The sequence below is a fragment of the Enterovibrio sp. QJM3NY_24 genome (assembly GCF_057786035.1).
Genome location: NZ_CM173519.1, coordinates 705233 through 720185 on the forward strand (window position 1 = coordinate 705233; position 14953 = coordinate 720185).

At 43.4% G+C, this 14953-nt stretch carries 10 protein-coding genes and 2 pseudogenes; 7 read left to right on the forward strand and 5 right to left on the reverse strand.

The genetic code is table 11. The features are described from left to right. Positions 1 to 12: 12 nt before the first annotated feature. Together AC3CIC_RS02970 and AC3CIC_RS02975 are read right to left on the reverse strand one after the other, a co-directional pair. On the reverse strand, positions 13 to 531 hold the full coding sequence (locus tag AC3CIC_RS02970) for an Hcp family type VI secretion system effector (RefSeq protein ID WP_017015011.1): 519 nt from the start codon (positions 529 to 531) through the stop codon (positions 13 to 15). 201 nt (positions 532 to 732) lie between these two features. Next, positions 733 to 1656 (reverse strand): hypothetical protein, encoded by a 924-nt coding sequence (locus AC3CIC_RS02975; protein WP_488515314.1) that lies wholly within the window; start codon positions 1654 to 1656, stop codon positions 733 to 735. 337 nt (positions 1657 to 1993) lie between these two features. On the opposite strand from AC3CIC_RS02975, the pseudogene AC3CIC_RS02980 reads away from it, so the two are divergent. After that, positions 1994 to 2172: pseudogene (locus AC3CIC_RS02980) on the forward strand (helix-turn-helix transcriptional regulator). 727 nt (positions 2173 to 2899) lie between these two features. Then, the gene (locus AC3CIC_RS02985; RefSeq protein WP_488515315.1) at positions 2900 to 3121 is read left to right on the forward strand and encodes a hypothetical protein; all 222 of its coding nucleotides are present in this window, start codon (positions 2900 to 2902) and stop codon (positions 3119 to 3121) included. 471 nt (positions 3122 to 3592) lie between these two features. Here AC3CIC_RS02985 and AC3CIC_RS02990 read toward each other — a convergent pair whose 3' ends face one another. Continuing rightward, entirely contained in the window at positions 3593 to 3916 is a 324-nt protein-coding gene (locus AC3CIC_RS02990) for a hypothetical protein (RefSeq protein WP_488515316.1), read from the reverse strand. A gap of 227 nt (positions 3917 to 4143) precedes the next feature. Here AC3CIC_RS02990 and AC3CIC_RS02995 point away from each other — a divergent pair, with 227 nt between their 5' ends. Continuing rightward, a complete protein-coding gene (locus AC3CIC_RS02995) occupies positions 4144 to 4572 on the forward strand; it encodes a hypothetical protein (protein WP_488515317.1) in 429 nt (142 codons plus the stop codon). A 66-nt stretch (positions 4573 to 4638) separates the two neighbouring features. After that, entirely contained in the window at positions 4639 to 4944 is a 306-nt protein-coding gene (locus tag AC3CIC_RS03000; RefSeq protein WP_488515318.1) for an addiction module antidote protein, read from the forward strand. 645 nt (positions 4945 to 5589) lie between these two features. Here the strand turns inward: AC3CIC_RS03000 and AC3CIC_RS03005 are convergent. Both AC3CIC_RS03005 and AC3CIC_RS03010 read right to left on the reverse strand, forming a co-directional pair. Continuing rightward, positions 5590 to 6007, reverse strand: a pseudogene (locus AC3CIC_RS03005) (DUF2787 domain-containing protein). 47 nt (positions 6008 to 6054) lie between these two features. Next, positions 6055 to 6483: a DUF2787 family protein gene (locus AC3CIC_RS03010; RefSeq protein WP_488515319.1), complete on the reverse strand. Its 429-nt coding sequence runs from the start codon at positions 6481 to 6483 to the stop codon at positions 6055 to 6057. Between the two features lie 331 nt (positions 6484 to 6814). On the opposite strand from AC3CIC_RS03010, the gene dptF reads away from it, so the two are divergent. Genes dptF through dptH form a run of 3 tightly spaced genes read left to right on the forward strand, consistent with a single transcriptional unit; the run spans position 6815 to position 14820 of the window. After that, positions 6815 to 8377, forward strand: a complete 1563-nt coding sequence (gene dptF, locus AC3CIC_RS03015; RefSeq protein ID WP_488515320.1) for a DNA phosphorothioation-dependent restriction protein DptF — start codon at positions 6815 to 6817, stop codon at positions 8375 to 8377. A 1-nt stretch (position 8378) separates the two neighbouring features. Beyond that, a complete protein-coding gene (dptG, locus tag AC3CIC_RS03020; protein ID WP_488515321.1) occupies positions 8379 to 9725 on the forward strand; it encodes a DNA phosphorothioation-dependent restriction protein DptG in 1347 nt (448 codons plus the stop codon). Next, positions 9703 to 14820 carry a DNA phosphorothioation-dependent restriction protein DptH gene (gene dptH / locus AC3CIC_RS03025; protein WP_488515322.1) on the forward strand — a complete coding sequence of 1706 codons (5118 nt, stop codon included), beginning with the start codon at positions 9703 to 9705 and terminating at the stop codon, positions 14818 to 14820. The genes dptG and dptH overlap by 23 nt, the downstream gene beginning before the upstream one ends. Positions 14821 to 14953 lie beyond the last annotated feature (133 nt).

Sequence of the window (14953 nt, forward strand, 5' to 3'; positions counted from 1 at the left end):
TGCCAAAAAGCCTTACGCTTCAATCGGCGCACGCCAGTCATCAGCACCTGATGTACCAGCCACTGTGTGTTCCCAATCAATCTTGCGGTACGCAACAGATACAGTCACCAGTTGGGTGAACTCTTTCTTCTGTGCGTCCTGACAATGCGGCATTTGGCAATCGATATCGATGATGGTGCCGTCAGTTAAAATGGTCGAGAAGAAGTGCTCTTGTTTGCCTTCTACGGAGGTGCGGTACCACTTCAGTTCAATCTTCGGCAGCATCTCGCCTGATGCCAGAGAGTTGTACATCAAAGGAACGGCTTTGTTCAGCGCCACGGTGAACTTGAACGGCTTATGAACGCGTTGGCCAGAAGGCTGACCGCTTTGTGGATCAGTCGGTACGGTGACGATGTGGTCAAACGCTTGAACCAGCATTTGGTCTTCGTGGCCTTCAACATAGATGTTACCGACAGAATCAGCGGTGAATGCGCCAGCGGTAATGTTGCCCTGAGTTTTGCCTTCGATGGCGATATAGCAAGGAGTTGGCATTGCGATGTCCTTTTAGATTGCGATAAGAAGAACACACAACTAATCACAATTCGTGCCATTATCATTGTTCAATAAATACAGAGGCTTATGTTGATTGATTTATCGGCGGGGCGAAAAGTTACCCGCTTTTAGGCAAGAAATGGCTCAGCGGGCGAAAAGTTGCTTAAAGAACAATATGGAATGGGTGATAAAGTGTTTTGGTTATCTCGTGATGACGAGTTTGCCGTCGATATAAGAAAACAGTGGGTTATAGGTGATGTAGCCCTCTTCCTCTTTTTTACCAATTCGAAGCGGAGACTGGCCGTCGGGATCTTCTAGCCGAAACAAGCGTCCATTCTTGTAGCTGACAAAGTCATACAAGTTCCAATCAATAGGTAAGGCTTCGTAACCGTCTGCAAAGTCTTGCTTGAAGCCGAAAGACTGCCAATATTCATCGGCAGAGTAACCTATCGATAAGCCATGTTCACGCATCGCAATTTCGCTTTCAGTACCCAAAGCATCAGCGTCTTTTTGGGATAACAGTGCCCAAAGTGCCAGATAGCGATCTCTCAGTTTCTGGAGATTGTTCTGGCTGAGTGTGTATGGCTCTGAGGTTGTCCATGACCAGTTGGGTAGGCCAGCAGCGACAAACGTACGTTTCACCTCGTAGAGTACCGAGCCTTCGACAGTGCCTTCTTCTACGGTTCCCAGTAATTTTGTCCCGCTGTAGTGTGGTGTATTCAAGCCAGTCGCACGATTGTTGTCATTCACTGTCGCTAAAACGGGGATACTATCCTGCTCATCTTTGGTGCCATATGGGACAACAGAAAACTCGCACTTCGCATCACTAACGAAATCGAGGTTCTGCGGTGCGGTAACAGAGGCAACTTCAATTGAAAGCGTGTTGAGCCCATTTTCGAGAATTGCAGTTATATCGTAACCCGCAGAAGCAGTACCTGAAGATGTCATTAGATTGTCCAACACACTCAAGCCGTTGACATAGGAAAAGCAGTAGGCACTTGTGGATTTGAACACTGCGTTATAGCGAGTGACGTTATCTGCGGCTGAAGTGCCATTTGTCAGCAGTAACGAGAAGAAACAAGCGCTTATGTAAGGTGTTTGTTTAAGAGAAAACCTGATAGTCATAATCCATTAATCTTGGGCTTTGGGTGTTTTAGCCTATCAATATTATAAGCCGTTGAATTGTATTATTTGTGTCTGTTTTAGCCTTTATCCAAGGCTTGTTAAGGAAACCCTTGATTTAGCTAGAATAAATTCAGCCACCTAGCAGTGGTCGTATATAATAATTATACATATCAATGGTTTATTTTATAAAAGACATCAAAATCACTTGATGATGTTGATCACGTTTCGTAGTATGTTTTTTGTTCACCTTGAGGTTGGCGCTTTTGAGAATGAACATTACTGCTTGGATGTCGGGGGAAGTCCGAGAAATTTCACTTATATAGAGAGGACACAGAAAATGAACAGAATCCTCAGAGTAAAAGAAATCTCAGAGCTCTTAGGTCTAAGCAGGTCAACGATTTGGCGTATGCGGCGTGATGGTCTGTTTCCTGCACCATTGAGGCTGGACCTCGTGCGGTGGGTTGGCGTGAATCAGATGTGACTGATTGGATTAAGTCGCGAGATAGATTGCAGTAACAGAACCAACACCAATCAAACAAAACACAGGTTGGTTAAGAAGAGCGGCATGGAAGCCGTTATCTGTGTTTGTATTTTTCAGTATCCCCATTAGTAGCACAGATCCTTTCTTGAAATTTCCAGATCGCGAAACTTAACGTTATTTATCTATGACATCGGTTTGACCAAAACGGTTAATTCCGAACGACATAGTGCAATTCTTGAATTAAATAATCGTGGTTAAATCGAATTTACAACAATAAAGTCAAAGGTGATTCAAGAGGTCTGTAGGCGGCGCAAAGAGGGGCTTTACGAGTGAGGCCCTATATCCAACATATAATGATTATAATGCTCATAACGAATTATAATGTTTATAACACAAAATGTGACAAACTTCAAATAATGGTACTGAGCCGTTTGGCTTTTCGAAATTTCAACCTCGCATTCTTCTCTCCACACCCGCGACAATAGCAAGAGCATTCATCTTCGAAAATCCACGGATACTGCTGCTTCCCCGCCGTGATGTTCTTGGCATTATTAGGCATCCATGGCTTTCTCATCAGGTTCAACAGGCTTGATTATATTCTTTCCAACATTGGGTGAAGTATTGAGGTTGGTGATCGACTGCTCAGGGCTCCTTGCCCAAAAAGGCCACAGTTCCGACCTCATAAAAAACGAAACATAAAAGAAAACAGTACAAACACAGTTACGTCGACTCGCGAGAGAAGAAGGCGATCTCAACAAAAACTTGAGTGATTTATTGTTGTTGCTAGAAGGACTGCTTTCAGAGCACCTTGGTGATGACAGACTGAGTTTTAACATGATGAACGCCGTTCGAGAGTTGCTTGAAGACTATCGGCAGTCACTCAACTCAAGCGGAACATATCTAGACAAAGAACAATCAATCTCTTGGTATGTGAGCGAAGAGTTAATCAACTGCACGATTTATTCCATCACTTGGAATAGCTAAATATACAGTTTGACCAACTCATTAACTCTGCCATCAGGGGTATGGTGGGTGCCAGCGCCATTGAGTGTTAAGCGCCAAACACCTCTCGGTAATGTATGGACTTGGATATATGAACAAGCCGGTTTAACTAAAAACAAGTTTCACAACCCGAAAGTCCCGGATGATTTTGATGCGCCAGAAAGCCAAGAAGAGAACTTTCTAAGAAGGCAGCAACATCTAGAAAATGCCATCAAGTGGAGCAAAGGGAGGGCGATTCAGTGTGATGGATGGACAACAATCAGGGTAGATGGAAAGCAGGATTGGATGCCTATTCCTAGGGAATAGTTACACAATTTCAATGTATTCAGACAGATTAGAAGAAGATTGGCGAATCGCGGGGCGATGTTCAGTTTCCTGAGTCCGTATCTCGCGGTCTATTCACACAATCTTCTTGTATTATTAAGAGTACCAAAAAAATTTAAATCAATAGATTCATTCTGATACGACATGTCTTATTGAATCGTGGTACTCAAATACAGCGGTTCCGAGGCTCGAAAATGTGTGATAAGCACAATGTTGAGTAAACACGGCAACCTCGCGCTTCTCATGATCAACAATCGCAAATGCATGATTGAATCGACAATATGAGCCGTCTTCAAAAAGCACTTCGACATAATCGGCTGTGAAATCACCACAAATTAAACCATCCCTCATTAGCTCAGTTGTACTTTTTTCCAGCCTGTTGCTCAGAAGCGTTTGCCAATTTGAAATCATCTCTTTTTTCACAATAGCCTTAAATAATTCATTTATAAACAAGGGAATGCTCAACAGTTTGGTAGTTCGATCTCAAACGAAACGTGTCCAGACGGAAATTGATGTTGCCCTCTAAGCTTGTAGCGTATATTTCAGTTACTTAAGTTTAACACTCTGAAATTAAATATCTTATTCTCAAATTATCTCATTATTGCTTGCATGTTCAGCTTGAACTTTGGCAAGTGGTAAAGCATGACCACCTACTTTTATTAATCACTAAGGATACAATCATGGTTGAGCAGTATAACCCTATGGTTAAAGACTATTTTTACGTATCAGATCGCATCGCTGGTCTCGCAGATAAAGACTTTGACTATTGGGATACAAGTTTGATTAAGCTCGAGTTTCATGCCGAGTTTGACACTTCAGAGTATACCAGCCACGACGCAGCGGAGTTATTAGGCGCGGCGGAAGGGGAAGTGGAAAACTTCTTTGTTGTGCATTGTTGCTTAAGCAATCACCTCCGTGACTTAAACGGAGACAAAGAATACTCATCATGGGAGCCGAACAACGGCTGTTTGACGGTAAAGTATGCCAATGATGTTACGGAGGAATACAACGTTTCTGATATTGCTTTGCTCATGAAGAAGACGGAAGCGGCGGACTGGAGCTATCCGGCATTAGTGGCGTCCTGGGAAGAAATGAGCAAGAGAGCTTGAGCCTAAGTCACTGAGATTTATGGGCGGGAAATAAAGTCAAAGAGACTGCAAGGGAATGGAGGTGTAGTGTTGATTAACAATTTAGCCGAGTTTGACCCAGCGGAGTATTTAGATAGTGACGAAGTAATCCAGTGCTTCATCGATGAAGCAGTGGCGACGGGTGATACTGCATTTATTGCAGCCTCTCTTGGTGTAGTAGCAAAGGCCAAAGGAGTGACAAAATTGGCGAAAGCCTTAGGATTATCGAGAGAAAGCCTCTATCGCGCTTTGAGTGAAAACGGCAATCCGAATCTTAAAACGTTACTGGCTGTATCTAAAGCGCTTAATATTACGCTGAAACTTGGCCCCGTAAGTGAAAACCCGCATTCCTGAAAAATTCTATTGGAACAAAAAGTATTTCATCGATGCCAAAATATGAATTAATAAAAGAAAGGACGAAATGTTGTTCTTCATCGTCAAAACAGTAAGCTCCGTTCTCTTGTTGATAACCTCTGTTCTTTTTTTGATCACCTCGGTTTCTGTTTGCAGAAATTCAAGCTCATGAGTTGGTGCGTCTATATTACATAGAGAAGTATTGAGTCGTTTTAATTCAATCTCATTTAGTTCTGAGTTGAGACCAAGTATCTCGCTTTTACATTTGATTTTTTTAAAATAGTACAGCATATCAACAACCGAAAACTCGGCGTGGAAACAGTAAAAAGACACGCCAAAAACTAGCCTAAAAACAGATAGCCCAGCATAAAGCCAACCACAGCGTTGAACAACACGATAAGTACTCCGTACCGTTCGAAAAAGCTAACCGTTGACCATTTGTCCATGAACACACCTCTAAAGCTAACGTATTAAAATGCTTACTCAATATACTCGCTGGTGTGGCAGTGTGGCACCTTTTTCTTTGTGATACAGCCTATTGGTAAGCGATAAAAATGGGAAATGAGGAAATACAAAATCTACGACATTTAAGAAGTGTTGAGCAGAAGGCCAACTTGGCCTTCTGCTTTATTCAGCAGTCCGCGCTCACTGTCCCTCGTCGTATACTGCCATCTCCGCATAGCTAAGAAAGTTCCCCTCCCAAAGCTGATAGAGCTCAACCGCAGAAGCATTGCCAGCCACAGTACTGGGCAAAGAACGACTGCACGCGAAAATCGAAGTCGATGCAGCCTTTTAGTTCCGGGTAACAGTTTCCCACGTAAGCAAAGTTGGTGATGTATTCGATGTTCAAGGTCCATCTGTCAGTTTTGCAAATGCCGATTTCAACAGGGTGAAAGCCACCAGCTTCAGCGCTATAGCTACTTTGACGAAAGTTGAAGATCAAGTACCGGCCATCGCAAAGGCGAGCGTCTTGCTTTTGCTTCTCACGCAGCGTTAACGCCAGCAGTGCATGAAGCTTATTTGATATCGGCAAGCTCGATGGCTCAAAGGTTACGTCAGACATGATGATGCCTCCTACAAGAGTAAGATGTGATTGGATTTGGGAAGGGGTTAACGCAACAGGGTTAATTGAATATCGTCGAACGCGTGCTGGTGGACGTGCCGTTCGAACGCTGCACACCAGGTGTAAAACAAATCTAAAACGGTGGGGTGATTGAGGTCAGCAACGCCAGCGTCAGGTTGAAAGCACCAACGATTGGCGAGGTGAAAGTAAAGCTCCACATCCAGCGACTCATCGCTTTCGTCGCGATAAGAGAAACTCGCCACAAAAGCCAGCTTCCAAGGTGCTTTTACATCCTCACGTTTGAACCTGAACTCGACAGGGTGCAACCCCTTTCTTGTTTTGTAGAACTTAGTATCGCGGCAATTCAACGTAGCCTGACGGGTATCGTCGGGGATCTCGTACCGAGAGAGGATCTCCTCAAACAAAGCGCACAACGATTGAGGCAATTCAAGACCATCATAGTCAGAAGCCAACATAAACAACTCCTTAAGCAGTGAAACACATGTGTTCACTGCCATGACATATATCTGAAGTTGGTTTGTTTCCCCACGTCTAATGTGTTGAACGAGCAATGAACATTAAGTGAGGTCGTTCAATATGCAATCTCGCAGCACTTGCTTGTATGCAAAGATTGATACACTAGTCTGAAAGTTCGGGCGTAATTTATGAGTGCTATGTGGTCGGTTGTTCATTGTTCGGTGTTATATCACTAATTTATTTGCGAGTATTACGGTAAAATTCCAGGATCAAACTTAATATATCGGGTATGGAATTTTGGACTTAAAGCAGGCATTAGGAATCTTTGAAATGTCATCGCCATATGCGGTGAGCACTGAACGGGACGATGAATACGATCGGTTTTCGACATACAAAGAGTACATTCGAATCCGAATGGATATTGAAGATGCGTTTGAAACCAAGCTGAAATCTGCCAAAGCGGGAGATATCATTTTTCTATGTGGTAGTAGTGGTGATGGCAAGTCAGAAATATTGACAAAATACAGCCGCGATTATGAGGCAACCCGTGAGTTTCACCTTGATGCTACCCATAGCTTTAAGCCAACACAGAATGCGATTCAGGCCTTAGACGAGCGCTTCACATCGTTTAAAGCGGAATCTAAGCCTTTGGTCGTGGGCATCAACGTCGGCATGTTGGGCAACTATGCAGAAGAGGGTGATGAGCAACACAGCGATATTAAAAGCTCTATCAAAGCCTTTCTCGAAGGCGATGTTACACCGGAAAATCATCACTTCCTCGACTTTGAACAGTTCCCGAAGTTTTCGCTTGGGCATGACGAAAATACCTCGAAGTTCGCAGCAGAATTCTTGGCAAAGCTAACAATCCCAACAGACATTAATCCTTACTTTCCTCTCTACAAGAACGAAATAGAGAAGAAGGGACACACAATACTAACTACGAATTATGCTCTGCTATCTTTGCCTTCAGTGCAGAAAAGCATCGTTACTTTGCTGCTCAAAGCGCGCCTCATTAAAGATCAGTTTCTGACAGCACGAGCGCTTCTTGATTTTGTTTTTCAGATCCTGACACAAGAGAAATACCTATTTGATGCCTTGTTTGCTGGAGGAAAGAATGAGTTGCTCCGCCATATCCAAAGCTTTGATCCTAGTAACCAGCATACGCAAAAGCTGGATGAATTTGTTCTTCAGTTAGCGCTTGGTATTGAAGAGCCTGCATTTCTCGAATTCAAAGAAAAAGCACAATCCTGGGGGGTGTTTGGACTGGAAAATGCAGCTTCTTATATCCGAATGATGTACCTCCTTAAAGGAGAGCCAGAGCTTAACAGCCGGCTGGTTACGTCATTCAAGTCAGGCTTTGAAAGCCAGTTGCTGGAAAAGTATGCCAGCGTTTGGTTGATGCATCGGAATTTTGAAGGTACTCCTGCACAAGAACTTGCGCTTGATGAGTTTTATGAAGATACGCTCATTTCGGCAATCAGAAAGTACTGCAACCGAAATTGCCCATCGTTAGACGAAGGTGTTTTTTATATCTCCCAATACAACGGCTTTACCACTGCTGCGGAACTCGAAGTCGGGGCGTGTTTTGATGCATTGACGAAACGGATTAAACCGTCCGACAAAATTAGCTATTTTACGGCTTGTCTAGAAGTAGATGACAAAGAGCTAAACCCTATTCCAGTCAGTGTCAATCTTCTCGATTTGCTTGAAAAAATTAACCGAGGCTATCGCCCCAATAAGCATGACAAAAATGCCGTTCTATTACTGGATGAAATTGCTGAGCAGATCGTGTCGATAGCGAAAAGTAAAAGCAGTCTTCACATTTTTAAAGGTACTTGGAGTTGCAAAGTGACCAATAAGCGTTCGCGTTATCATGTAGTGGGTGACATTTGAGATGACTGATAATTATACATGGCCAATTAACCATGACCTTCCACAGACTCCTGAGGAAGTTCCTGCTAAAAATATGTCAAGTAGCTTTCTACCGATTCGTACAAAATCCAATGATTTCAATATGGATGTTGTCGTCGGTTCAGTGCTTCGTCGCCTATTGCGTAAGAAAATTAAAAACTATGACTACGCAACCTTCGAAGAAGATTGCCGTATCATGTTTGCTGGAAAAGCAGTGAAAGATGACTTCTGGCAAGTGCTACAAGAGATGTACTTCGAGCAGCGTGATATTTTCACGGTTAGCCCTGAATTTTTGCTTTTTCACGCACAAAAAAGCGTTACCCAGACGGATGCTCGCTTTGCGAAGCTTTTTACCAATTTACTCCAGAATGAACAGATCAAACCCATTGATCCGAGCCTGACTTTCATTGAAACCGAAATGTTAGTGACGCTGCGTAGCAAAATGAAAGATGAGGCTGTTGAAGCAGTAAAAGAGCTTCCATACTTACCGTTTATTTCGGACGCTTTCCGGGAGGACTTACGTTTTATCGCGTCTAAACCCAAGTATATGCTTGCCGAGTTTGAGAATTTTCTTTCATTTTATGCATTTACGTATACCGCACAACTCAGTCTTTCTATAGGTGGCTGGCGTTCTTGCGAGGCACCGAAGGCCAAACCATTGTACTTTATCATGGATCATGAGCGGGCAGGAAAAGAGCGCCCGCATATTAAGCGTGATGGCTATAAGGCGTTTAGTGAAGCATCAAAAAAACTTTTTCCAATGCTATCTATGCTGGAGTCCCTTCAAGCTGGTGATGCTAAGAAAAATAGCCCATCGAAACGCCCACTCTGGCAAATAGCAAATGACATTGAGAACTCTGAGTTACAAGACGCAGTAAAGTTAAAGCTAGAAAATTATGCGAAGGCATTTCGAACTCAAAGGGGGTTGAAAACTGTTTTCTCTCAGACCGATACCGCGTTGGATTGGTTAGGGAACCTTATGCAGCTCACCGTTGGGCAGTTTGAAAGAGGTGAACGCCTTTTTTCTTACAATAACGATTTTGTTAAAGACACAGAAAAATTCATATGCCGCCACTTTATTCAACGCCGAGGGTCAGCAGGGCGTGTGATGGTGTTGAATCAAGATTATGTCATCTTGTTAACGAATCTAGTTGTCGGTAACAGAGATAAGCTGCGTTTTCACGAACTGCTTTCCGCATTTAGGCAGCGCGGTATTTTCGTTGATAAGCAAACAGAGCAAGAGTTAGTTAAGTTTTATGAGCGCATCGGTAACGTTGAGCGCATGAGTGATAGTGGAGACGCAGTGTATGTCCGTAAAACCATTCGATGATTTTCTCGCAGAATTGCTCTTTTCGGGGGTAGGACTTGAAATGAGAGCTGGCAGTCGATATCAGTTTCGTTGCCAAGATTATGCGCTTCGACTGCGCTTATTTGATGCACTGGAGAAATACCAGATTTCCACAGTCAACTTAGAAGGGCATGAGTATCCAAAGTTGAAAGTGAATTCGTGTTATCTCGTACCACTTCTTCACGCTGACGATGAGAAAAAGCAAAAAGGTGCCCACGAGAATTATCTAGCCAAACTCCGAGATCAGGTGGTTGATCAGCTTACGCCTCTAGATGGCTGTGCCATTTTGTACATACACAATAGCTCGCTTGACACTATTGTCAATTCATCCAAGGACTTGGCTACAGAAGGTTTGCTCTGGAGTCTTGGAAACATCAAAAAACTGCTTTCGAATTTGATTGATGACCAGGATCAACATCGTGACGTCTCTCACAGCTTACTCGAAGCACAGTTCAGCTCCATCTCACCGGAGAGTGGGGACACAATGTTTAGCCTTGAGTCTCTCTACAATGCTGTATGTGATGGTGATTTGCACTTTGGGGAGCTAGGCATGTTAGAAGATCCGCTCATTGTTCAAATGGGTGGCAATATAAAACAGATAAAACAACGCCTAGAAGATAACCGCGCGCTTTATACGATGATCGCAAAAGATGTGGAAGATTATCCAGACCAACTTCAAGAACGTTTAAAGCACTTTAGTGACAAGTTTATTAAGGAGACGTTTACGGAGTCTGATAAATGGAAAACCGTAGAATATGAAGCTTACGTTCAAGAGCGTAAAAAAAACGCTAAGCAGCAATTGGTGTTGGAATCAGAGAGCGTGGTCGCTGGCATGACCCTAACCGCACGCAACCGCAGTGAGTCGAATGCAGGGATGCGGGATCGCCATATGATCATAGAGGTAGCCCAAGGTATTAGTAACTTTGAATTGAAGCTCTATTTCCAAGGTGTTGATAACCTAACCAAAGATGAATTTGTTATTCAGCACAATAAAGATTTGGCAAAAGAAGCACAGATAACTGTCCGAAATGGTACTCGAACTATCGTGACCGTCTCGGCTCCGTTTGATGGTAAACCAACATTCTTTAACCTCGCTCTGAAGCGAGAGAATAAATCGGAAGTTTATAACTTCCGCTGTGTTGTATTGAGACAAGGCGAGTTTTATATCTCACCATTTAAGAGCAACTTTCTAATTGAGTCTAGCTCCAAGAAGCAGCATTTAACGCTAAAAATGGACGAAAACAAGCTCAAAATTCGTGAGAGCGATGGGGAGAGTGTTGTTCTTTCAGATAAATCGTTAGAAGTGTGTACAGGGGTTTATGCAGAGGTAGATTTCGAATCGCTGGCAAACGAAGCGGATGAGATTACTTTTCAAGTTATGTCGGGACAGAGCACGCTTACCTTTAACGTAGAAGGAGCTGTAGCAACAGACTCTCTCGTGCTGCCTTTACTATTAAATCGAAGGCGTTTTCGACAGCTTTTCAATGATAACTTCAACGGTGAACTTATTTCAGCCCGAGGCAAGGTGAGTTTAGATAACAGTGAATCCATTGTTCCTGCTACGCGATTGAAGCTGCTGCGACTTGAAGAAGAGTTTGTGCGTAACAAACTAGTGGCGAAGCTGCCCTTCAAGCATGTCACATTGGATGATTTAGGAACTATCGATACGGCGATTCAACAAGGCTATCGAGATCTGTTTGAATATCTTGAAGCGAGAAATACCGTACCTTCTCTTGTTTCCTGGGGCGGTGAGTTTACCGGCATTGTTGAGCGTTTAGTCTCAGCATATATTGACTATTTCTCCGCTATTTCAAGAGGGGAGGTGCTGACTGAACCACAGAAGTTAGCGCTTGAACTTGGTATGTTGAAAAATGAAGAGGAAGAGCTCTATTCTCCTTTTCATCCATTGGTATTGGCGTATTACCTATCGCTAAGGCAAGCAATGGTGAAAGACTTAAGCTTTGCCGACCTGCCTGACATAACACTTGAGCGTCTCTCTGCAAAAGGGCTGATGCCGCTTGTTTATCATCCCAAGCATGAGTTTGCTTACAACCAAGCTTTTAAAGAAAACGCATTTTGGCTTAAAAGTGTACCGCAAGAAAAAAGCACGCTGCTATTTGTTCGCAAACTGGTTAGAGAAAAGATTAAAGAATTCCAAAGCGCGTTTGAGAAGCTTTTTGAAGGTTCGGAGAAGAGCATCATTATTAATGCTGTTAATCAAGATTCAGCAGAGCAACTCTTTCTTGGCATAGTCGATTACATCAAAGCCAATCTAGATGATGCTGCGGCTGTGCACGTTAACCTCTATGACGATGCGCTTTTGGTCAATGCCTTTGATCAATTTGCGGAAACAGCAAACTACGACACGTTAAAAGATAAACTTGAACTCAACAAAGGCAAAGCACGAGAGATTGCAGATACGGTAATTGATATTCTTCGTACGCGCCTGACGTATAGCAAATTTACAAACAAGCAAGCGCTGAACAGTGGTCAAGCGTATGCTCATTTAACGTTTTTCCGTAACAACGAAAAAGTCGATTGCTCTGATGTGGATATTGATGATTTAGCTTCGGGCATTGCGTGTGATGGACTTTTAGCTGGTGAAGCATCAGAGAGCAAGTCTGGCTCTTATTTCACTGCCTTTGGTCTTAAAAATGTCGACTACAGTAACCAGCCGCATCTGATGATGGCAAAGTATCTTGGGGCACTCATTAAACCAGCCTTAAGACCAAACACGCTTTACAATGGTTCCAATGCCATTGCTATTGCAGTGAAAGAAGATTTCAAAGCATTGCTTTCGCGGTCTTACGATAACTCGATTTGGACCACCATTATTGATCCTAAAGTGACCCTCGATTTCTTCCATAGCAATGAAGATGTGGTGCTGATTCATTACTCGGATCAATACACCAGTTCATCAAGCTACGACGCCATTACCGTCACGGCCCAACGTGGATTGTTCGAGAAAGTCGTACAACAAGGTGAAGGTGGTCAAATCAACGAGTTCAATGCTTTTAACGGTGACTGGTTGCTTAAAATGATGACTTGTGATCAGACCATCAATAAAGAGCGTCGCGGTGTGATTGGAGCATATAAGTTTGTTACCAGCCTGGTTTACCAATCTGATATTACCTGGGTACCGCTTTCTGTCGCCGAGATGATTCGTGTTTCTGGCAACATTGGTTTGAAGATGTCTGAAAGTGACTTCTCACGTAATGTTCAAGGCTATAAGAAAGGTGCGATTTCTGACGATGTACTGCTGGTGGGCTTCAAAGACGACAAAATGTATCTCTTGCCGGTTGAAGTAAAAACGGGAGCTATCCCTGATTACAAAAAAGCCATTACTCAAGCCAAAGAGTTGCTTCGCTACCTTAGTGAAACATTGCTAGGTGGTACCTCGCTAGCTTGCAAGCTTTACCGGGGACTATTTATTCGCCAAGTGCTGATGCAAGTAGACAAATACCGCCTATACAAGGTGTTTGAGAACGACTATTTCGATGCACTGTTAGCCAACAAAGAAGAGTGGTTACGAGGAGACTATTCGCTAGTCAAAGTGGCGAACTACCCTGATGGTTTTGTGGTAAGTCATATTGAATCCGCTAGTTGCTTAGAGCCAAACTACGCGCTGACCGATGGTATTTTAAAAGTCGATTTGCCGATGGCACTACTGCCGAAACTGGTCCAGACGCCATTTCAGGAACTGATTCACGATATTGATATAGCGAAGTTATGTCACGTTCCTGATAGGTACATACTTATCGGGAAAACGAATCCCGGACCTACGGAACTTTCTCCAAAAGAGGGGCTGCCTCCGGGAGATTCGGATGAGACAAAAAACGAGCACGGTAAAAATGTTTTAAGGACTGAATTACAAAGCACTTCTCACGCAGCAGAGCGCGAAGATCAAGGAGAAGCGAGTGTAACAGCATCTACAGGGAATGAGCATTCAGGCAACAACTTGCAAGTGCTATTCGGACACAATGTAACAACAAATGCGCCGTTAAATTGGGAGCCTACTAACACTGCCAAGTTTATGAATACCAACACGGGTATTATTGGCACCATGGGGACAGGTAAAACCCAGTTTACTAAATCGGTGATTACACAGCTTCACCGCAATCAGGCGGATAACGTGGAGAGTGTGTCAATTGGCATGCTGATTTTCGACTATAAGTCTGACTACGTAGACGACAAATTCCAGCAAGCGACAGCTGGCAAAAAGTTTAATCTTCACAAACTGCCATATAACCCGCTGAGCCTATTTGGTGATACGCCAATGCTGCCAGTGCACACCGCGCGCGGCTTTTCTGAAACTATGGGTAAAGCTTTTGGCTTAGGGCAAAAACAGCAACTGCGTTTGCGTAAGTTGGTGGGCGAAGCTTATGAGTTAGCTGGTATTCGTAAAGCAGATCCAAACACTTGGTCAAAACCAGCACCGACAATCTCTCAAGTGTGGGATTTGTTCATTGAAACAGAGCCAGATGAAGACTCACTATACGCTGCACTTGAGAGCCTATATGAGCTGGAAATCTTCGAAGATGACAACACCAAGTGTATGAGCCTTTACGATCTTGTTGATGGTATTAGAGTAGTTGAGTTGGCAGGTTACCCATCAGAGATCCAAAACCTCGTAGTAGCACTGACACTGGATTTGTTCTACTCGCAAATGCAGAAGAAAGGAAAGCCAGAAGTCGTAGGTGATTTCCGTCAAATCACCAAGATGATTCTGGTGGATGAGGTCGATAACTTTATGTCTCAAAACTTCCCGAGCCTGCGCAAAATCCTCAAAGAGGGCCGTGAATATGGTGTGGGAATGATCCTTTCTACACAGGACATCACACACTTCCAAACTGGGGATAACGACTATTCCAGTTATGTGCTGACTTGGGTGATTCACCGTGTTGCGAAGATCCGCCCACAAGAGTTAAAAGCGATGTTCGGCGTCAATGATAAGAACGAGCAGGAGAGGTTGATGGAAACTATCAACAAGCTCGATAAGCACTACAGCTTATATATCGATGGAGCGAAGCAAATCCAGAAAATGCGGGATAAAGCATTCTGGGAGTTGTTGGCATAACACATTGAAAGGCAGTGAAAACTGCCTTCCAAGTACAATAGTAAATACATATAGACCTGCGAGGTTCAAAGCATAATCATTGCAGTTAGTGTTGCTAAATATAAGTCAAATAAGCTTTTTAGAGTTTTTGTTA